Annotated in this window: 25 protein-coding genes; 9 read left to right on the top strand and 16 right to left on the bottom strand. The window is 33.9% G+C overall.

From position 1 onward, the window contains the following. Nucleotides 1-31: 31 nt before the first annotated feature. The 5 genes from ACY191_RS13045 to ACY191_RS13065 form a co-directional block, all read right to left on the bottom strand. Entirely contained in the window at nucleotides 32-487 is a 456-nt protein-coding gene (locus ACY191_RS13045; RefSeq protein ID WP_042738067.1) for a MarR family transcriptional regulator, read from the bottom strand. Between the two features lie 178 nt (nucleotides 488-665). Beyond that, nucleotides 666-2,153 carry an APC family permease gene (locus tag ACY191_RS13050; RefSeq protein WP_042738066.1) on the bottom strand — a complete coding sequence of 496 codons (1,488 nt, stop codon included), beginning with the start codon at nucleotides 2,151-2,153 and terminating at the stop codon, nucleotides 666-668. A 54-nt stretch (nucleotides 2,154-2,207) separates the two neighbouring features. After that, a complete protein-coding gene (locus ACY191_RS13055; RefSeq protein WP_107512341.1) occupies nucleotides 2,208-2,570 on the bottom strand; it encodes a DUF423 domain-containing protein in 363 nt (120 codons plus the stop codon). A 24-nt stretch (nucleotides 2,571-2,594) separates the two neighbouring features. Beyond that, the gene (locus ACY191_RS13060) at nucleotides 2,595-2,978 is read right to left on the bottom strand and encodes a DUF5327 family protein (RefSeq protein WP_107527372.1); all 384 of its coding nucleotides are present in this window, start codon (nucleotides 2,976-2,978) and stop codon (nucleotides 2,595-2,597) included. Between the two features lie 3 nt (nucleotides 2,979-2,981). Then, nucleotides 2,982-3,638 (bottom strand): uracil-DNA glycosylase, encoded by a 657-nt coding sequence (locus ACY191_RS13065; protein WP_229366960.1) that lies wholly within the window; start codon nucleotides 3,636-3,638, stop codon nucleotides 2,982-2,984. A gap of 169 nt (nucleotides 3,639-3,807) precedes the next feature. Here ACY191_RS13065 and thiD point away from each other — a divergent pair, with 169 nt between their 5' ends. Both thiD and vraX read left to right on the top strand, forming a co-directional pair. Further along, nucleotides 3,808-4,638 carry a bifunctional hydroxymethylpyrimidine kinase/phosphomethylpyrimidine kinase gene (gene thiD, locus ACY191_RS13070; RefSeq protein WP_042738062.1) on the top strand — a complete coding sequence of 277 codons (831 nt, stop codon included), beginning with the start codon at nucleotides 3,808-3,810 and terminating at the stop codon, nucleotides 4,636-4,638. Nucleotides 4,639-4,978: 340 nt separating this feature from the next. Then, complete coding sequence (vraX, locus tag ACY191_RS13075; RefSeq protein WP_042738061.1) at nucleotides 4,979-5,149, top strand: C1q-binding complement inhibitor VraX; 171 nt, start codon at nucleotides 4,979-4,981, stop codon at nucleotides 5,147-5,149. Between the two features lie 703 nt (nucleotides 5,150-5,852). Here the strand turns inward: vraX and ACY191_RS13080 are convergent. The 8 genes from ACY191_RS13080 to nagB all read right to left on the bottom strand — a co-directional run bounded on the left by ACY191_RS13080 (nucleotide 5,853) and on the right by nagB (nucleotide 12,930). After that, nucleotides 5,853-7,265, bottom strand: coding sequence for an MFS transporter (locus tag ACY191_RS13080; RefSeq protein WP_229366959.1), 1,413 nt, complete (start codon nucleotides 7,263-7,265; stop codon nucleotides 5,853-5,855). A gap of 191 nt (nucleotides 7,266-7,456) precedes the next feature. Beyond that, entirely contained in the window at nucleotides 7,457-7,720 is a 264-nt protein-coding gene (locus tag ACY191_RS13085) for a hypothetical protein (RefSeq protein ID WP_042738059.1), read from the bottom strand. Beyond that, complete coding sequence (locus tag ACY191_RS13090) at nucleotides 7,720-8,085, bottom strand: hypothetical protein (RefSeq protein ID WP_229366958.1); 366 nt, start codon at nucleotides 8,083-8,085, stop codon at nucleotides 7,720-7,722. Before ACY191_RS13090 ends, ACY191_RS13085 begins: the two co-directional genes overlap by 1 nt. Next, nucleotides 8,042-9,199 carry a thiolase family protein gene (locus tag ACY191_RS13095; RefSeq protein ID WP_229366957.1) on the bottom strand — a complete coding sequence of 386 codons (1,158 nt, stop codon included), beginning with the start codon at nucleotides 9,197-9,199 and terminating at the stop codon, nucleotides 8,042-8,044. The genes ACY191_RS13090 and ACY191_RS13095 overlap by 44 nt, the downstream gene beginning before the upstream one ends. Further along, nucleotides 9,196-10,569 (bottom strand): AMP-binding protein, encoded by a 1,374-nt coding sequence (locus ACY191_RS13100; RefSeq protein WP_229366956.1) that lies wholly within the window; start codon nucleotides 10,567-10,569, stop codon nucleotides 9,196-9,198. Before ACY191_RS13100 ends, ACY191_RS13095 begins: the two co-directional genes overlap by 4 nt. A gap of 328 nt (nucleotides 10,570-10,897) precedes the next feature. Continuing rightward, on the bottom strand, nucleotides 10,898-11,446 hold the full coding sequence (gene hxlB / locus ACY191_RS13105) for a 6-phospho-3-hexuloisomerase (RefSeq protein WP_042738055.1): 549 nt from the start codon (nucleotides 11,444-11,446) through the stop codon (nucleotides 10,898-10,900). A 2-nt stretch (nucleotides 11,447-11,448) separates the two neighbouring features. Further along, complete coding sequence (gene hxlA / locus ACY191_RS13110) at nucleotides 11,449-12,081, bottom strand: 3-hexulose-6-phosphate synthase (protein ID WP_042738054.1); 633 nt, start codon at nucleotides 12,079-12,081, stop codon at nucleotides 11,449-11,451. A 108-nt stretch (nucleotides 12,082-12,189) separates the two neighbouring features. Further along, nucleotides 12,190-12,930, bottom strand: coding sequence for a glucosamine-6-phosphate deaminase (gene nagB, locus ACY191_RS13115; protein WP_107513262.1), 741 nt, complete (start codon nucleotides 12,928-12,930; stop codon nucleotides 12,190-12,192). Nucleotides 12,931-13,301: 371 nt separating this feature from the next. Between nagB and ACY191_RS13120 the strand changes: the two genes are divergently transcribed. The 5 genes from ACY191_RS13120 to ACY191_RS13140 all read left to right on the top strand — a co-directional run bounded on the left by ACY191_RS13120 (nucleotide 13,302) and on the right by ACY191_RS13140 (nucleotide 16,941). Then, entirely contained in the window at nucleotides 13,302-13,661 is a 360-nt protein-coding gene (locus tag ACY191_RS13120; protein ID WP_042738052.1) for a YojF family protein, read from the top strand. Between the two features lie 12 nt (nucleotides 13,662-13,673). Further along, nucleotides 13,674-14,339, top strand: coding sequence for a bacillithiol biosynthesis deacetylase BshB2 (gene bshB2, locus ACY191_RS13125; RefSeq protein ID WP_042738051.1), 666 nt, complete (start codon nucleotides 13,674-13,676; stop codon nucleotides 14,337-14,339). A gap of 14 nt (nucleotides 14,340-14,353) precedes the next feature. Then, nucleotides 14,354-15,232: a GTP cyclohydrolase FolE2 gene (gene folE2, locus ACY191_RS13130; protein WP_042738050.1), complete on the top strand. Its 879-nt coding sequence runs from the start codon at nucleotides 14,354-14,356 to the stop codon at nucleotides 15,230-15,232. A gap of 804 nt (nucleotides 15,233-16,036) precedes the next feature. Continuing rightward, nucleotides 16,037-16,546 carry a hypothetical protein gene (locus ACY191_RS13135; protein ID WP_229366955.1) on the top strand — a complete coding sequence of 170 codons (510 nt, stop codon included), beginning with the start codon at nucleotides 16,037-16,039 and terminating at the stop codon, nucleotides 16,544-16,546. 59 nt (nucleotides 16,547-16,605) lie between these two features. Next, nucleotides 16,606-16,941, top strand: coding sequence for a transcriptional regulator, SarA/Rot family (locus tag ACY191_RS13140; RefSeq protein WP_042738048.1), 336 nt, complete (start codon nucleotides 16,606-16,608; stop codon nucleotides 16,939-16,941). 228 nt (nucleotides 16,942-17,169) lie between these two features. On the opposite strand, the gene ACY191_RS13145 is transcribed toward ACY191_RS13140, so the two are convergent. The 3 genes from ACY191_RS13145 to tadA form a co-directional block, all read right to left on the bottom strand. Beyond that, nucleotides 17,170-17,736, bottom strand: a complete 567-nt coding sequence (locus ACY191_RS13145) for an NADPH-dependent FMN reductase (protein ID WP_042738047.1) — start codon at nucleotides 17,734-17,736, stop codon at nucleotides 17,170-17,172. 19 nt (nucleotides 17,737-17,755) lie between these two features. Then, entirely contained in the window at nucleotides 17,756-18,628 is an 873-nt protein-coding gene (locus tag ACY191_RS13150) for a Cof-type HAD-IIB family hydrolase (RefSeq protein ID WP_042738046.1), read from the bottom strand. Between the two features lie 100 nt (nucleotides 18,629-18,728). Next, on the bottom strand, nucleotides 18,729-19,220 hold the full coding sequence (tadA, locus tag ACY191_RS13155) for a tRNA adenosine(34) deaminase TadA (protein WP_042738045.1): 492 nt from the start codon (nucleotides 19,218-19,220) through the stop codon (nucleotides 18,729-18,731). A gap of 62 nt (nucleotides 19,221-19,282) precedes the next feature. On the opposite strand from tadA, the gene ACY191_RS13160 reads away from it, so the two are divergent. Then, nucleotides 19,283-19,900, top strand: coding sequence for a deoxynucleoside kinase (locus ACY191_RS13160; RefSeq protein WP_229366954.1), 618 nt, complete (start codon nucleotides 19,283-19,285; stop codon nucleotides 19,898-19,900). Then, nucleotides 19,893-20,555 carry a deoxynucleoside kinase gene (locus tag ACY191_RS13165; protein WP_042738043.1) on the top strand — a complete coding sequence of 221 codons (663 nt, stop codon included), beginning with the start codon at nucleotides 19,893-19,895 and terminating at the stop codon, nucleotides 20,553-20,555. The genes ACY191_RS13160 and ACY191_RS13165 overlap by 8 nt, the downstream gene beginning before the upstream one ends. The last annotated feature ends 3 nt before the right edge of the window (nucleotides 20,556-20,558 follow it).

Here is a 20,558-nt window from a genome sequence, read left to right on the forward strand (position 1 = left end):
ATTGTTCAATTGAGTTCCTAACCTTAATTTATTAATTTCTGTTGTTTATTTCTTTCGTTAAATGCGCATTATATTTACTTAAAAAATCTAACATTACATCATACGCTTCATCAGTTACGGTATCAAATACTGGTTTATCACGTTCTCTAAATTTATTATGTAATGATGCATGAAGCACAGCCACTTCTTGTCCTTTATCAGTTAATTGAAAATAAATTTCTTTTTTATTCTGTGTTTCTCTAAAACTTTCTATAGCACCTTTGTCGATTAATTTTTTAGTCAATTTACTAATCGCTCCACGTGTCATAAAAAGCTTTTTCGATAATTTACTTACATTAGGCTTATTCAACTTATCAATCGCATCAATACAATGCACTTCAGTTGGTGTATAACCCTTTAAATGTTCTTCCATAACAGGTTTATTAAGCCACACAATCTTATCATATACTTCCTTGATATCATTTAATAACTGTTCTGACTTATCCATGATATCACTCCTTTTCTACTCTACATAAACGCTGACCACTAGCTTACTCACAATATATCATATCATATACCTCAAACATAAAAATCCTCACATCACTTTGATTGATGTAAGGATTTTTATGATTCGCCAAATAGACAAATAAAATAATGTAATTTGCATTTATTATAACTAAAAAATATTATTGATTTGCTTTAGTTGACTTATTTTCATTAATTAAATCTACCAACTCGTCTTCAGTTCGATTCAAAATAAGTTGACTCAATTTGTCATTATCCATCTGTTTCAATTTAGGATAACGAACAAAGAAGAAAATCAAACCAATGACCAACCAACCGGCTAAAGCAATATATGAAGGTATCGATAATGATGCCGGTGAGCCTGGAATCAATAATAAACATAAGAATATAAATGAAACAATCGTTCCTAAAATAGCAAAGGTCTTGTAAACCGGCCCATAAGTGTTGCTCGCCTTGTTATAGCTAAATAACTTAGCAGCTGATAAACAAGTTATAAAATATGCTATAGAAACACCTGTTGAAGACATATCTACAATCCATGTTAAAGCTGTTCTACCCAACCATGGTGCAATTAAAGTAATTGTTACTAAAAAGATAATTGCTACATATGGTGTTTTAAAACGTGGATGCAGTTTACTAAACACAGTTGGCATGATACCTGCACGTCCCATTGAGAAGAGCAATCGACTTGAACTCATTAAGAATCCATTAAGTCCTGTAAAGATCCCCATTATAATGGCGATTGCAAGTACTGCTAAGCCAATATAACCAAAGGCCTCTTGTGTTACTGCGCCTGTTAACCATAAATTACCGTTTAAACTTTTACTTGATGTACTTAACCATCCAGTAAAGAAAATCATTACAACATAAGTGATTGCAGCAGCTAACAAGCTGTAGACAATTAATTTAAATGTCTTGTTTGGAGAGAAATTAAATTCTTCAGCCGTCTGTGGTATGTTGTCAAATCCTACATATGCCCATGGCGCAACTGCTACGATTGCAACAATCGATGTTAACCACCCTGAATGCTCGTTAGTAAGTGGCTGTAAATTCTCTAATGAAAAGTTACTGCCAAAGAAAGAGCCGAAGAATAATAATAAAATTGTGATAACCATTGCAACACAGAAATAATATTGTAGCGATCCTGATACGCTAGCACCTACAATAGCTATAAACATAAACACAATTAATAATAGTGATGCGATAATAATTTCAGTTATGTAAACATCCCATCCAGCTACCGTATAAAGCTTGCCCGTTTTCAATACATCAGGCAATAGGAACTTAATTAATAAGCTAAAGGCTGTCGCATTTAAGGCAACAACACAGATATAACCAAAGGTTAAGAACCATGATGAGAAGAAACTAACATATCTACCAAATCCTAAAAAACTAAAGGCAAATGCACCCCCAGAAACAGGAAATCGTTCTACTAAAGCACCATAACTAACTGCAATAAGTATCATCAGTAATGCACCAATGATTAAACCAATCGCACTAGACATAGGACCAGATTTAGCAATCCAATCTCCTGGTAGGATAAATGCACCCCAACCTATACAAGAACCGTAAGCAATTGCCCAAACAAATTTTTCAGACAAGTTCTGCTTTAAGTCCCCTCTATCTACTTGCACATCTTTTTTATCCATAAATAAAATTCACCTCATGGAATGTATTTAACCACAAGATGAATTCTTAAACAATTATAATTTAACTGTTGCAATAATTAACATTAACCAACCTACTATAAACAATACGCCACCAATTGGAGTAATTGCACCTAATATACGTATTTGCGTCAATGCTAATATATATAATGAGCCACTGAAAAATACAATACCGAAGAACATCAACCAACCAGCCCAATTAACGTTAATTGAAGTCGTACCACTTATAATACCAATCGCTAATAATCCTAAACCGTGATACATTTGATACGTTGTAGCCTTCTCCCAAACTGACATATATTTAGCTGACAATTTGTTTTCCAATCCATGGGCTCCAAATGCCCCCGTACCAACTGCCATCATCGCATTTAAAGCACCTAATATAATAAATAATTTCATCATGTTTGCTATATCCCTTCTATATTAAAAGTCAAAAATAGATTCGCCATTACCTAATTCATCATCAGTAACCATTCGATTTCCTGACACAGCGTTATCACTTGTCGTCGTTTGTTGCTTTGATGGTACATGACCACCCATCGCCTTCAACTCAGCCATTGATATTTCATCGCTCTTCGGTTGATTCGTTGTTACCGATGTATTTGATTGTGATAATCCTTGTGAATGTGCAGATTTAGATAATACCTGTCGTTGCTCATAGAATGATACATTGTTCGAATCACTTGTTACAAGTTCTGTCAATGTACGTATTGCATAGATATGTTTTTCAAATTCAACTTTACTACTCGCTTCATCAGCTTGCACAAGCTCTTGTTCAATAAGTTGAATTACTTTTTCCTTTTCCATATATTATTCCTCACCTTCACACCAGTTAACTGGACTAATTCCATGTGACTCAAGGTATGCGTTCACTTGTGAATATGGTTTCGAGCCAAAGAATCCTCTATATGCTGATAATGGACTCGGATGGGGCGCTGTGATTACATGATGATTCTCTGTATCAATTAGTTTGATCTTTTGTTGTGCAGGTTTCCCCCACAATACGAATACTACGTTCGATAAATAGTGAGATACTGCCGCTATTACTTCATCCGTAAATACTTCCCAACCAATATCTTTATGTGAATGCGCTTCGCCTTGGCGAACTGTTAATACCGTATTTAATAATAATACACCCTCTCTCGCCCAATCTTGTAAGTGCGGAGAGTTTCTGTGACAGCCAATATCATCTTCTAATTCTTTATACATATTTCTCAACGATGGTGGAAATTTAGCATTGGGTTGTACTGAAAAAGCTAACCCGTGTGCTTGATTTGGTCCATGATAAGGATCTTGACCTAAAATAACTACCTTTACTCGCTCAAAAGGTGTTAAATCAAAGGCTTGGTATATGTCTTTTCTATCTGGATAAACGATTTGTGTCGTATATTCATTTTCCAAAAAATCATGCATCGCTTGAAAGTCGTGTTTTGTCGTAATTTCATGAAATATATCGGACCATTCCATATAGTGAATCACCTCATTGTATATATTAACATATAGCAAACTTCTACGTTACTACTACATCTATTAAACTCATTTAAACAATCCATAGATTATATAAATTCTCATTATTTAGAATAGTCGACAATCGTGGTATGATATTATCATATAAAAATATAGGGAGTGAACTTCAATGGCTTTAAAGAAAACACTAACAATTGCTGGTTCTGATACAAGCGCTGGTGCAGGTATGCAAGCAGACTTGAAAACATTTCAAGAGTTAGATACTTATGGCATGGTGGCGTTGACTTCTATCGTGACTATGGATACAAAAACATGGTCTCATGATGTTACACCATTGCCATTTGATGTATTTGAAAAGCAACTTGCAACTGCTATCTCTATTGGACCTGATGCAGTCAAAACAGGGATGTTAGGAACTGAAGAAATTATCAAACGTGCCGGTGAAGCATTTGTTGAATCAGGTGCTGACTATTTTGTCGTAGATCCAGTTATGGTTTGTAAAGGGGAAAATGAAGTACTAAATCCTGGGAATACAGATGCAATGATTAAGTACTTGTTACCAAAGGCAACTGTAGTGACACCAAACTTATTTGAAGCGGGTCAATTAGCCAACTTAGGTACATTGACTTCGATCGAGGACATGAAAGAAGCAGCTAAAATTATTCATGACCACGGAGCACAACACGTTATCATCAAAGGTGGTAAGGCTTTAGATCAAGATAAATCTTATGATTTATACTTTGATGGCGATAAATTCTATCAATTATCTACAGATATGTTCCAACAAAGTTACAATCATGGGGCTGGTTGTACTTTTGCTGCAGCAACAACTGCTTATTTAGCAAATGGCAAATCACCTCGTGAAGCAGTTATCGCTGCTAAAGCATTTGTAGCATCTGCAATTAAACATGGTTGGAAGATGAATGAATTCGTCGGACCTGTAGATCATGGTGCTTATAACCGTATCGAACATATTGATATCGATGTAACTGAAGTTTAAAGTCGCTTTAGAACGATATACAAACTCTCAAAGGTAGTCGCATACTCGCTATGCAACTACCTTTTTTGTTTGTGTCCATATTCCTTCCAACTCATGGCTCCATTATTATATAGAAGGAATTCATTCTAATTATTTCTCATAGACACTAAATTTGTTGTTTTAAATTCTTGCTTAAATGCGATCAATGTTAGTGTCTGACATACCTTAAATATAGTTAACATGAGCTTAACATTCTAGTACGACAATAGTCTGAATTAAAGTTGATACTACAGACTCATGATAAATATAACGTATTATATTACTATATTAAGTGTAGAGAGACAAAGGAGGGAATTACAACATGATTATCTACAAACAGACAATCGAAAATGGAAACCCAATTTATGAAATTATCACCAAGACCTTTAAATCGATAACTGTTAAATTTGATGAGAACTTTAGTAAAAACGAATTATATAAGTTACTCTCTCTACTTGAAGGTGATGTTGATAGTATGAAATTAAGCTATTAATCACATGATTGAACGAACATCAAAGACTAAACAGATAAAGCTCGATGAACAAATTCAGAAGAACATAAATAACTACCCCAAAAAAATATGAAGTTAAAACTCAAAAGTATGATTAAAGTTGTCCCCTTTAGTCTACTTTGCATAAAACATTCCTAAAAACACTCACCCTAATTGGCATAACGCCCATTCGACCAAAGATTGTCCCCTTTGTCACTTGGAGAGCAACTCGAAGTATTGTCGTTAACACGTGTTATGCCAATAGAACAAGGAGGTTGTCATATGACAGCCTCCTTGTTTTTTGCTCTTTAGTTAATTTAAATAAATATTCGTTACGTTCGACACCTTATACTTCAAATAACTCGATTTACCAAAGTATCTATCATACACATTTCAACTTACAATCGAAAGAGAATCGGTTATTCTATTCCTTTCGGTCTGACATCTATACCACACATATCTACTTAAATTAGAAAACCGTTTCTAAGAAACCAAGCTCATAAAACATAGTACAGCATAGAAAAACACTCAGATAAATTGGATGAATTCATCTGAGTGCTATAGTTCTGAAATTTACAATCCAGAATCTCTTTTATTCAATATAGTGCGATATTCCATGCACTTATTTTTCATTCTAAATATTGCAATGTCCTAGACATGAAACAATTAACAGTATTTATTATTCCAATACTATTTTTTCTATTAATTAAACACGTTTGTCTTTGGCCCACCACAATGCTTTTTCTGGGTTGTTGGCATAATATTCATATTCTTTATCATTTTGTACGTTTGGATAAGAACCTTTTAATGATTTACCTGCCGTACTTACATGTAATAATGAAATTACAATTATTCCAACGACACTCATTGCTGCTAAATAATAAGCTGGAGATAATGGGTCTCCCGTTTTCGCTACTAATGAAGAAGCGATTAATGGCGTTGTACCACCAAATAATGATACAGATACGTTAAACGTTACAGCTAAAGTTCTATATCTAATATGTGTATAGAACATTGTTGGTAAAGAACCAGGCATCGTCGCTTCATACGTAGATAAGAAGAAACCTAGAATAAAGATACCGATGATAATCAATACTAATGATTTAGATTGGAAGAATGAGAACGATACAACACTAAACAATGCTGTTCCGATTAATCCAATTAAGAATACTTTCTTTTCACCAATCTTGTCGGCAACTCTACCAAACATTAACGCTAATGGGATCATAATCGCCATTACAATCGTAATTAAAAATGAAACAGTTGTGCTATCAAGTTTAATTATTTCTTGTAAATATGAAGGCATATATGAAGTTACCATATAGTTAGTACAGTTGAAGAATGCAACTGCTACAAAACAAACAAGAATATCTTTATAGTAATATCTTAAGATTGTAAAGAAACGAATGTTGTCTCTTTTCGGTTGTGTCGCAACATCATTTTCATATACCGGCGACTCTTCTAATCGTCTTCTTAAATAGAAACCAAAGATACCTAAGAATAGTCCAAGTATAAATGGAATTCTCCAACCCCAAGATGCCATTTGTTGATCATCTAAGAAGAAGAATAATAAACCACTTAAAACCGAAGCTGCTATGTAACCAGATAAAGTACCAATTTCTAGTCCACAACCAAGTGTATTTCTTTTATTATCAGGTGAAGATTCCGCTACGTACACCATCGCACCTGCATATTCTCCACCAGTTGAAAATCCTTGTAACACCCTACCAAATAGCAGTAGTATAGGTGCCCAAACACCAATTTGATCATATGTAGGTAATAATCCGATTAACAATGTTGAAAATGCCATCATGATAATCGTGGTTGTTAATACTACCTTTCTACCATACTTATCCCCGATAATACCAAAGATGATACCACCAACAGGTCTAAGTAAAAATGCAATTGCAAACGTTGCAAAGGTAAAAATAGTTTTGAGTTGATCATTTTCTACCGAACTGAAAAAGTTTTGTCCGATTATAACTGCTAAATAAGAATATAAACCAAAGTCAAACCACTCCATCGCATTACCAATACCAGTGGCAAATACCGTTTTTTTAGCTGCTTTAGGATCTACCTTATTTATGTTACTTTTATCAAAATCCTTATCATAATCCATGAACATGTCACTCCCCTTAACATGTTATATTATTATACGTAGTTAATCTATTTTGTCAAATTGAATACAATTCTCTAATTTCCTATTTTTTATTTTTATTCATTTTGCAATAAATCAAAAAAACAAGACAGAAGAATTTTACAATTTTTGAAAACCACTTTTTTAACTACATACAATTTATATACATACCTTTAAATTTTAAGGATGTGGATTTTTACCCTTTTATCCGAATTTGAAACAATGATATGACCTACTTCAGCAAGTTCAAACTGGATGAATTCATTTATTTCAACAGGTTCAACATATTTAATTTTATAATTTGTCCATGAAATATTAAGGCTTAATTTCGCTATTTCTACAACCAACTGACCTGGCACAAGTTGTTGATGGATTGGGTTTTTATCATGAACAAGTTGCAAATAATCTAACACTTCATTTTTTGCTATTCGAATCATTACGTCACCTTTCTCAAAAACACTTGAGTGATATTAATACACTTTTCAGAATTTTTATTCATTTCTAACTTGTAGCTATATTGGATGAATTGTTTGATTTTTCTTTGCTTTATCATTGTTAATTTTGCTGTATATTGATTTCCAACATAGATATCTTCAAATTGTTCAATTATTGTTTCTTGTAATAACAAAGTTTCTTGCTCAAATTTATGAAACATTTTAAACTTTGGCCAAATTCGTGCACATTGCAAAGGTGGCACTATATTGTTTATGGGTTGTTTGAAAAAGCTATAATATTGAGCAACTTCCTCTTGAGAAAAGTTAATCTCTAACGTTTCCTCTCCATCGTTCAAATAAGACTGCATTCCCCATTCCACCTCCAATGCCCATTGTCGCAATCGTTCGTTGTTTGTTATTCATATAAAATAAACGTGTAACTAATGCTGCGCCACTCGCACCATAGGGATGCCCCATTGCTAGCGCACCTCCATATATATTTAATTTATCATCTGGTATTTTTAGAGCGTGTTGACTGGCGATAACTTGAGAGGCAAAGGCTTCATTTAACTCTACAGCATCAATATCAGCCATTGTGAATTCTGCATCAGTTAATAAACTTGTAACAGCCGGTACTGGACCTATGCCCAAAACTTCAGGTGAAACACCCTTAGTCTTGCTATGTTTAAATAGCAAACCTTGATCAAATCCATGATGTTTTGCTAATTTACGTTCCATAACTATAAGTAATACTGCTCCATCATTTTTCATACAACTATTTCCAACTGTAACTGTTCCTTGTTCTAATAATGGCTTAAAACGATTTAAAGTATGTACTGTTAAGTTAGGCTTGATACTTTCATCCTCATCAAATTGTTGACCTCTAATTTTCAAAGGAATTATTTCATTTGGTATAATGCCATCAGTGTAAGCTTGTATTACTTTTTGATGACTTTGCCATGCAAATGTATCCTGTTGCTCGCGAGACACTGCATATAATTTGGCAACATTTTCTGCCGCTTCAATCATCGATGGATCGATATGCTCAGGAGCAAATGATGCGCGCTCAAAAAATTCCGGAAGCTGTGTATCATAGACTGACTGAGGACGTTTAATCTTCCATGGCGAGCGGCTAACGCTTTCCACCCCTCCGGCAATATAGATATCACCTGCACCCGCTTGAATCATTCGACAAGCATGAATGACAGACTCTAATCCTGAGCCACATTGTCTATCGATTGTAAGTCCAGGAATTTCATCACTTAAATGAGCTTCTAACAAAGCCTTACGTGCAATATTACCGCCATTTCCAACAACATTACCTAGCACTACATCATCTATTTTCCCCATAATAAATGGGTAAGTTTGTTTAAAATAATTGAATAAAGGGGCTAACAACTGCTCTGGTTCCAAATGGCGTAATTGCCCCCCGTACTTTCCAAATGCTGTTCGTTTAGCTGCGACAATAACTGGTTCTCTCATCCCTTATCCCCACTCTCTCTATACCATTGTTTCATCTTATGACGTGCTATTTTCCCACTTACAGTATATTCAAATTGTTCAACTCTGATTAATTTTGATGGAATCTGATATCTTGGAATTTGCTGTGATAAGTAGCACTTTAAGTCAATGTAGTCTATTGATGTTGGGGCTTTGTACAATAGAATAGCTATCTCTCCAAATTTAGGATGTGCTTGTCCAATAACTAACACTTCATCAAACCATCCCGTACCTTTAATTGCTTCCTCAACTTCAGATGGATAGACATTCCTACCACCAATAATCAAACGGTCATGTTCTCGACCATGTAAATAGAGATAGCCCGCATCATCCATAGATGCAAAGTCTCCAGTGCGAATCCATTCATCTTGTTGAAATCCTTGATCTACGTATCCACTAAACACCATATTACTATTAATATTAAGTGTGCCAATCTGATTATGATCTTGGTTATCGAAACGAACAAATACATTATCAAATAATTTACCTACCGAGTTAGTAGGCGCCTGATTATTGTAATTGTAACTAATAAAACTCGCTTCAGATGTTCCGAAAAATTCTACAACAATTGCCTTAGGAAACATGAGTGACACTTTTTCCCTAATGTGTGGTGCTAATTTATCTCCACTACTAAATATAAAATGTTGCCCATTTAGTTGCTGATAACCTGTGAGGCATGCAATTAACATCGTAGGCACTAAAAATAGAGCAACTTGCTGTTGTACTGCTGTAATTTGATCTATAAATAATGCTGCACTAAATGTTTGCTGTCCTATAAATGTTCTCCCGCTATATAATGCATAAATACATGCATATAGCGATAATGAGTGAGATAAGGGACCAGGCGCTAGTATTGTCGATATTGTTGTTGTCAGTAGTTTTTCATTTTCTACATAAGAATTTATCCAAGATGGTTCATCTCTATAATATGCCTTTGGTAAACCTGTCGTACCAGATGTAAAACCAATATGTAATAACTGTAACTCAGTATTATCATATGTATCTTGTTGTGAATAACCCGTAGTAATAACAGTTAATTTATCATCCATAACATATGGAATTTGATAATGAGCTAATATCTGCTTACGTTGTTTATTCGTCCATCGAAAATCACATACGCATGGTATATTACCTTCACTTAAAACAGCTAGATAGTTAACAATCAGTAATAGAGGTTGTTGCATCGTTAATGCCACAATATTATTTGACTCCAACTTTGAAATTGGCTGTCTTGCTCGATTAATTTCAGCTTGTAATTGTGCATATGTTAATTGCTTTCCATCAAAATCAAGGGCAATCTGCGATCCTTGTTGTTCAGCATATTTTGCTATCTTATTTAGTAGTTGCATCATATCCACTCTCTTTGTAAACTTTTATATTTTATATATTAACATTTTATAGTCACTTTATGCTTTTGAAAAAAATACAAATAGGGTGACCGATGACATATTAATCCCTATTTTCAGACTCAACACTAGCAATTCATTATTGAAACAACAATATATTCAAGGATTTTGCTATAAAAGTGGTATAGTTTCCCATTTTTGTCGAGTAAATACACCTTGCATAAAAAAATAACGCTAAACCACCAACTTAATCGTCGATGATTTAGCGTCACCTATTTCTTCTTATTTAAATAACATATAAGTCATTACTACAATACAATTTTACATTTGTAACTTATTCTAAGTTTGCATGATTTTGTTGCATTGTTTCTTCGTCAACTTTCAATGCACTCATTAAGTCTAAGACAATACTGTCTAAGAAAATTTGTGCCGCTTGTTCAAATAAACTTCCTAAAGGTTGTGCTGAACCTTCTGCATCATACTTTGTACCTGCTGGAAGTTCAATAATCGCATTTGCTAAGTCACCAATTGGAGATGATGGTTTTGTTGTTAATAATACAACTTCTGCACCGACAGATTTCGCTTTATCTGCTAATAATCTTAAATGTTCTGTAGAACCAGAACCCGAAATAATAACAAATATATCTTTGTCAGTAATAGAAGGTGTCGTTGACTCACCAACAACATGTGCTACCTTACCCAATTGATTTAATCTCATTGCAAAGCTATTCGCTACAAACCCTGAACGACCTTTTCCAGATACAAATACCTGTTCTGCTTTAATGATTTGCTTTAAAAATGTCTCCGCTTCACTATCTTTCACATGCGATAATGTGTTATCAAGTTCATCAAGTATTAAACGGTAGTTTGTAATTTCAGTCATTATTATTTTCCTTCAATAGCCGCTTTACATTGTTTTGCAGCTTCAACAGGGTCATCAGCATTTGCAATGCCGCCACCAACAATAATTAGGTCAGGATCTTCAGCCACGATATCTTTAATTGTTTCTGGCTTAATTCCACCTGCTACAGCTACTTTTGAATTGCTAATTACTGATTTAACTTGACGTAAACTATCTAACGGAGAAACACCTTCTGCTTGTAAATCATAACCAGTATGGACAGCGATATAATCTGCACCTAGTGCATCAAGTTCTTTCGCACGTTTTTGTAAATCTTGTACCGCAATCATATCTACTAATAATTGTTTACCATGTTTGTGTGCTTCCTCAACAGCTGCTTTGATTGAAGCGTCTTCAGCTACACCAAGAATTGTAACTACATCTGCACCATATTTAACCGCTTGGCTCACTTCATAATCTGCAGCATCCATAATTTTTAAGTCAGCTAGAACTTTCACACCATCAATATTATCGCTTAAATGTTTTACAGCTGGTAAACCTTCATTAATTACAATAGGTGTACCAATTTCTACGATATCCACATGATCTTTAACTTTATTTGCTAATTCTGCAGCATCCTCTTTATTTAATAAATCAATTGCTAGTTGTAATTCCAATATAATCATCCCTTCTATTGTAATAAATGTGTTTATCTACTTACACATTACATTTAAACATTAATTATCTAACTTTACACATCATCTGTTTACCCTTAGTTATTTCTATTAAACGACTGGTTCAATTCTCGGTGCTGAATCATCATCTACATATATTTCTACATTAGGATGTGCATGTAAGATAGTTGCTGGTACCTCTGGGTCTACTTCATTGTTAGTTAATGCCTCAATGGCTGCCCTTTTTTTCTCACCAAAAGCAATTAAAATAATTCTCTTAGCCTTGAGAATCGTTGCTAAACCCATCGAAATTGCTTGTTTAGGTACTTCATTCTCATCAGCAAAGTATCTACTATTAGCTTGTATGGTGCTTTCTGTTAGATTGACGATATGTGTTGGACTATTAATATCTGTTCCAGGTTCATTAAATCCAATATGACCATTCTCTCCTATGCCTAGTATTTGAATATCAATTGGTCCTTGTTGATTTATCAAATTTTCATACCTAGTTGCTTCTATTGTTAAATCGGATGCATCTCCTTGTGGAATATGGATCAATGATGCATCGAAGTGAGGATATCGACTAAATAATTGCTCCCTCATGTATGTGTGATAACTTTCTTTATGTTTAGCATCTAGTCCGACATATTCATCCAAATTAAATGTTTCAATCTGTGAAACGTCTAACTGATTCTTGTGTAATAAATCGACTAAATATTGATAAATTTGAACCATTGTCCCTCCCGTTGCTAAACCAAGTTTACTGTGGGGATGTTGACTCATTTGTTTATATAATTCACACGCTACGTAAAATGATGCATATGAACGCGTACCTAAATTTGTAATTTTCATACCAATTCCCTCCATTAAAATGCTATATCATTCTGCAACAAATTAAGAAGCACTTGTCGATTCCTATACTATAGAATATTGTTGATTTTTAACAGAATAAGCACTTTTTCACAGATTATCATTAAAAACTTAAAATTCTTTGCGAATAATTGAGCAGAGAGTTACATTTCTGTTACTGTTTTTAGTAAAATAGGAAGATAATCATTAATAAAGTAGGATTGTTAGAGATAAAATTCACATTACTAGTAGAAAATGTATACAAGTCCGTTTACACTAGAAGATATACTTCTATATTCTAAATTATTTTGCAATACGCAATGACTATAATTGAATTTTGTAATGTCCGTTTCTAATGGCAAGGAGGCAAAATTTTGGAACAAATTAATGTTGAACAAGTACAGACGCTACTTTCATCATATGAAAATAAACCAGTATATATACATGTAGAAACGACGAACGGTGCTTATGCTGCACATTTCGATCAACGTGTATTTAACGCAGGAACATTTTTACGTAATATACAAGTGACTTATGAACATGCACAACTTAAAGGCGGAGAAAAGGATCCATACAGAGTTGGATTAAAGCTCGTTAACAACGGTTGGGTTTATGTTCAAGGATTAACGCATTATGAAGTAAATGACAATGGTGAATTTCTATTAGCAGGCTTTAACTATGAAGGGCAACTCGCTGCTGCATTAGAAATTAGTACACAACCATTTGAAGTTTAAGGAGGGCGAATCATGACAGAGGAAAGCCACGTATTAGTAATCTTCCCACATCCAGATGATGAATCGTTCTCATCTGCTGGGACACTAGCACGTTATATAGACAATGGCATCCCAGTTACTTACGCATGCTTGACATTAGGACAAATGGGGCGTAACTTAGGGAATCCACCTTTTGCAACACGAGAATCATTACCACATATTAGGGAAAAAGAATTAGAAAATGCAATGGCAGCAATTGGGATTACCGATTTACGAAAAATGGGATTACGCGATAAAACAGTGGAATTCGAACCACACGATGAGATGGATACCATGGTAAAATCTTTAATAGATGAATTACAACCATCCGTAATTATCTCATTCTATCCTAAATTTGCTGTGCATCCAGATCATGAAGCTACTGCAGAAGCGGTAGTTAGAACTGTAGGACGTATGGCAAAAGAAGATCGACCACGCTTACAACTCGTAGCATTTAGCAATGACGCAAAAGAAAAACTTGGTGAACCTGACATTCTAAATGAGATCAGTGATTATAAAGAGGTAAAACTACGCGCATTTGAAGCACACGCATCACAAACAGGTCCATTCTTAGAGCAACTTGCAACACCTGATGTATCTGGACAAGTAAAGAGCTTCTTAGAAGTAGAACCTTATTGGACTTATAACTTTGAATCTTAAGTGGAGGAAATAGCATGACTGAATTTGACTTATCAACGAGAGAGGGTCGATGGAAACACTTTGGTTCTGTCGATCCTGTCGAAGGTACTAAACCAACCGTTAAAGAAAAAATGAAAGACTTACAAAGTACGCATAAAGATTTCTTGTTTGAAATAGAAGAAGTAGGCATTAAGAATTTAGTTTATCCCGTTCACGTGGACCGTTTCCAAACTGCTGGAAACTTCAGCTTTTCAACAAGCTTAAACCAAGATGAAAAAGGCATTAACATGAGCCGTATATTGGAAAGTGTGGAAAAGCATTATCACAATGGTATTGAGTTGAATTTTGATACTTTATATCATGTATTACGTAGCTTACAAGAAAGCATGAATCAATCTTCAGCCGGATTAGATGTTTCTGCAAAATGGTTCTTCGACCGTTATAGCCCAGTTACACAAATTAAAGCTGTAGGTCATGCTGATGTAACGTATGGTATCGCTATTGATGAAAAGGACGTTACACGTAAAGAAATTACGATTGAAGCTGCAGTAACAACACTTTGCCCTTGCTCAAAGGAAATCAGTGAATACTCAGCTCACAACCAAAGAGGTATTGTTACTGTAAAAGCGTATCTAAATAAAGATGTCATATTAAATGACGATTTCAAAGATGTAATCTTAGATGCAATGGAAGCAAATGCGAGTTCAATTCTCTATCCAATCTTGAAACGTCCTGACGAAAAAAGCGTTACCGAACGCGCTTATGAAAATCCTCGCTTTGTAGAAGATTTAATTCGTCTTATCGCAGCAGATTTAGTTGGTTTTGATTGGTTAGATGGCTTTGATATTGAATGTCGTAATGAAGAATCAATTCATCAACACGATGCATTTGCAAAGCTTAAATATAGAAAGTAATCTGTTATCACGCTTTAATTAATATGTGTCATAAATAAATGACAGATAATAACTATATTAACTCGTTAAATAATCGACGCAGTTTACAGGCCAAATATAAAGCAACACTTTCGTTACACTCATTAACTGAGCATGTATACGGAAGTGTTTTTTTATTCCTTTAATTTAAGAGATATGACATCAATCAACATACACAATATATATAAACGAATTATTTATGCAAACCATACCGCTTCAACTACCTCTATTTAGAATTGTTAACATTTATTCAATCCACACCGATACCGACTATAATTAATAAAAACCATTAACTTTGAATAAACAGCACCTCGTTTTTTAAGAATCCACTCCCCCTTATTGCTTAATAAGTCAATTTTTTTACAAATCCTGTTTAAATATTGCTACAAACCGTAGCATATTAACATTAAATATTAAAAAAACATGTGTCACTTTTTAAATTTTTTCGATGTTCAATATACCTCTTCCATATTAAAATTTAACTAATCTAATTCCGGAATATTTATAAATAGGAGTGAGTAAAAGATTTCAGACATTGACTTTCAAATACATTATTTCAATAACAAAGAACTACCAAGTAAAGATTTGCGTACACTATATTTTGTAAATATTTATTATTTATTAGATGGCAATTTAACTATTTTAAACGACACTTGTTTAATAAAATATCAGGAGAAGGAATTATTTTGGGTCCATGATTACGACAATTTTAAGTTAATTGACTTTACTGGCACATTAGTGCGTTTGACTTTTAACAATTTCTATTATCATGAAGTAACTCGTAATTTGAACTTAGAACAAATCGTCAAGCAACCTCCACCGTCACCTAATACAATTGAGCAACAATTCAATACAGTTGTAACTGCTGAAATTGCACATCATTCAACGATGATTCAAACTGCTTTGAACCAATTGATTCAGTATATTTTCCATGTAGATGTACATCATAAAGCTGCCGATGTTACAACTTCAAATAGTGCTATTATTGAAGCAATCGTCAAGCACATTAATCAATGTTCAACTGATAAACATAGTTGTCTTTGGTTTGCACAACGCTATTACTTAAACTATAGTTACCTATCGCGTGAATTTTCAACATTTATGTCCTGCCCACTATCTGAGTATATTTTAGGCTGTAAAATACATGCCTCGACATGCGAATTATCTAGAGGACGCCCTTCAGAACAACTTTGGGAAAAGTATAATTTCAAATCACATCAAGATTACATTGCTCATTTCCAAAGATTTCATCACTGTCCCCCTCATGAAATTGTTCGCCCTGTAACTGATAGATAAATATAACTTCATTGCATCATACATAGCAATATAACTATTTTAATATTGAGGTGTTGAATATGAATTTCATTAATTACGAAGAAAGAAGAAAACTTATCAAAAAAATTATTAAACAAAATCTTCAACTTACATTCGCAGATATCATTATTCTAGACAAGTTATATCAGTTAAATAAAACACAACTAGATTCCACAGAATTAAAGCAAATCTTATTCAATCGTAATATGCCCTTCTCAGTACAATTGAATCATTTAATCAACTCTGGATATTTAACAAAAGTCCGTAATGATTCAGATGAGCGACTTATTATATTAAATGATATTAATTTAACTAAAATTAAACAGACACTCGAACAATACCACTATATCGTGCAGTCTATACTTGCAGATAATTAAAAATCAACGATGTACAAACATCATTACTAAACATACTCATCATCTTGATAACTATAATTTTAAAATACAATTATTTACATCAAAAAAAACACTTCCGTTTTGATACATTGTCTTAAAATGTATTTAACGGAAGTGCTTTTAATTATTTTCGTTAATACGTGTCACTTAGCAAATTTATGCTTGCTCGTCATCTATTAACACATTAAATAAGTCATCAGTTTGTATGATTTATTTTAAATGTTCGTATGGACTATTTTTAACAAATGAAATAATTTGATCAACGAATAATTTAGATCTTAATTGGAATTCACTATTATCTAAATAAAGTGTACCATTATCTAATTTATTATAATCTGTATCATGCGTTGCAATTTGAGTAGGTACTGCAATTCCCAATAATGTACGAACGATTAATCTTAAATGTGACAATGGTTCAGAACTTACGATACCGCCACTATTACCAATTAATCCAACAGGTTTCATCTTAAAGTCATCCATAGTTAAATGATCTAATGCATTCTTTAAGATACCTGAATATGAACCATGATAGTTCGGAGTACCTAAGACGAAAAAGTCTGCTTCTCTTGCCTTACTTTGTAAGTCTTGTAAATTCTGTTTATAGTCTTCACTTGGGTTTGATGCACCTGATACGTCTAATTGATGGATTGGACGCTCAGCTAAATCGAATATTTCTGCTTCAAAATCATGTTCTTCGAAATGTCCCTTTAAAAAATGAGCTAAAGCTGTAGTATGAGAACCTATTTTTGCACTTCCTACAATAATTAAACCTTTCATTGATTCATTCACCTCTATATTATTTCTCGTTATTTTCTTGTATTAATTTCATAATGGCTTTACCTACACCACTTTGTTCATTTGTTTCTGTTACATATTTAGCCACTTGTTTAACTTCTTCTGTTGCATTATCCATAGCTACTGGATAGCCAACACGTTCTAACATTGACACATCATTTAAATTGTCACCAATAGCCATTACATTCTGCATATCGATGTTGAGACGCTCTGCAATAGTCTCCAAAGCAATTCCTTTTTGTGCATCAGAGTGTGTAATTTCAATATTGCCTCTTGAAGATGAAGAAACAGCCAAACTACCTGATTCAGCTAATTTACGACTGACACGTTCAATTTTTGATAAATCACTATCGAACGCTAATATTTTCATGACAATTTCACCCGGTGTTTTTTCAATCTTGTCATAATTCTCTACTACCTTTAACGTACCGTTATCAATACGTTTTTGTATGCCTTGCTTAATCTTTTCAACATCAGCAGTTTGACCAGCTCGCTCTGCAATATCAATATATATATCTAAATCTTTTTGGGGATTTTCAGTATAAATACCCAAGTTCGTGTAAACTTGATAATAAACATCCTCATGATTTAATTCTTCAGTAATTCTGTTTATCAATTCACGGTTTAAATTAGATGTACTCATTATATTAAATGATTCGTCTCTAACTTCCGCGCCATTCAAACAAATATATGGCACCTTTAAATCCGTCTGGTTCACAGGCGTATTCGCTTCATAAAACGCTCTACCAGTCGCTATAACAACTGTAATACCTAACGATTGTGCGTATTTAATGGCTTGAATATTTTCCTCTGAAATTTCATGTGCCGCATTTAATAATGTACCATCCATATCTGTTGCAATTAGATTTATCATTCGTTTTCCTCATTTCCCTCTATTATCATTACTACAAATTTAACTACACACTCAATTTTTTAGACATAATTTTGTAACATAATTATATTCTAACAAAAGTTTAACTATTTGTATTATCCGCCGATTGGTCTATTTTTTTCTTATTTCTTAATTGCTTGAAAAATTGCTTCAATAACGTGCCACATTGCTCCTCTAAAATACCAGCAGTAACGCTCGCTCTGTGATTAAATCGCGCTTCTTGTAATAAATCCATCAAACTGCCAGCACACCCTCCTTTAGGATCACTTGCTCCATATACTACGCGAGGAATTCGGCTCATTACGATTGCTCCAGAACACATCACGCATGGTTCCAAAGTTACATACAATGTACAATCTTCTAATCTCCAACTTCCTATTTGGGCAGCCGCTTGTTCTATAGCTATGTGTTCAGCATGAGCAGTCGGCATTTGTGCTTGCTCTCTTAAATTATGGGCACGCGCAATAATTTCATCATTATAAACAATAATTGCTCCTATGGGTACTTCTCCCATTGCCCCCGCTTTTTCAGCCTCTGTAATTGCGAAATTCATATAATATTCATCAGTTGTCATGTGTCACACACCTTATATATGGTACAATACTTATTGTCTATTTTAACATTGGAGCGGTAAATATGAAAAAACCTTTTATAGCTATTGAAGGGCCAATCGGTGTTGGCAAATCATCATTAGCACACAAACTTAGTCAGTCACTTAATTATTACGAAGAAAAAGAAATCATTTCTGAAAACCCGTTTCTTTCTGATTTTTATGAAGATATCTCAAAATGGAGTTTCCAAACTGAAATGTTCTTTCTATGTAATCGCTACAAACAATTTCAGGATATTGCCAAAATGCATTCCGGTATCGTTAGCGATTATCACATTCACAAAAATAAAATATTTGCGAGCAATACACTAACAACAAAAGAGTTTGAAAAGTTTTCTCGTATCTATGATATATTAACTGAAGATTTGGAGATGCCAAACGTCATTATCTTTTTAGATGCTAAATTAGAAACATTAAAATCGCGCATCGCTCATCGTAACAGAAGCTTTGAACATCAAATAGAAGATAATTATTTAATTAACTTAAAGCGTGATTACCAAGATTATTACGAATCGTTGAAAGCTGAAGGTCAACGTGTAATTCGCATCGACACTACTGATTTGGATTTTGTTAATTACAATGAGCACTATCAATATATATTAGAAATGATTGAACCATTGATTGGAGGAGCAAATAATGAATAATTACGGAATCCCTCAAGATGCCGTCATCACAATTGCAGGTACAGTTGGTGTGGGTAAATCTACTTTAACAACAGCATTAGCTGAACGTCTCAACTTTAGAACATCATTTGAAAATGTAGATCAAAATCCATACTTAGATAAATTTTACAACGATTTTGAACGCTGGAGTTTCCATTTACAAATTTACTTTTTAGCAGAACGCTTTAAAGAACAAAAGCGCATGTTTGAATATGGTGGCGGATTTATACAAGACCGTTCCATATATGAAGATGTAGATATTTTCGCAAAAATGCACGAAGAACAAGGTACGATGAGTCCGGAAGATTTCAATACCTACTCAGAATTATTTAATGCTATGGTTATGACACCATACTTTCCAAAACCAGACGTGCTCATTTACTTAGAATGTGATTACGACGAGGTCATCGAACGAATTGAACGTCGTGGTCGTCAAATGGAGATTGAGACGGATCATGCCTATTGGCAAAAGCTCTTTAAACGTTATGACGACTGGATTAATGAGTTCAATGCATGCCCTGTTGTGCGTGTAAATATCAATGAATACGATTTGCACGAGTCACCTGATACGTTAGATCCAATTATTGATAAGATACGCAATGCAATCGAAGCTTATCGCAAAGTTGACCAACGTTAAATA

It is taken from the genome of Staphylococcus sp. TCBT05 (assembly GCF_055179755.1).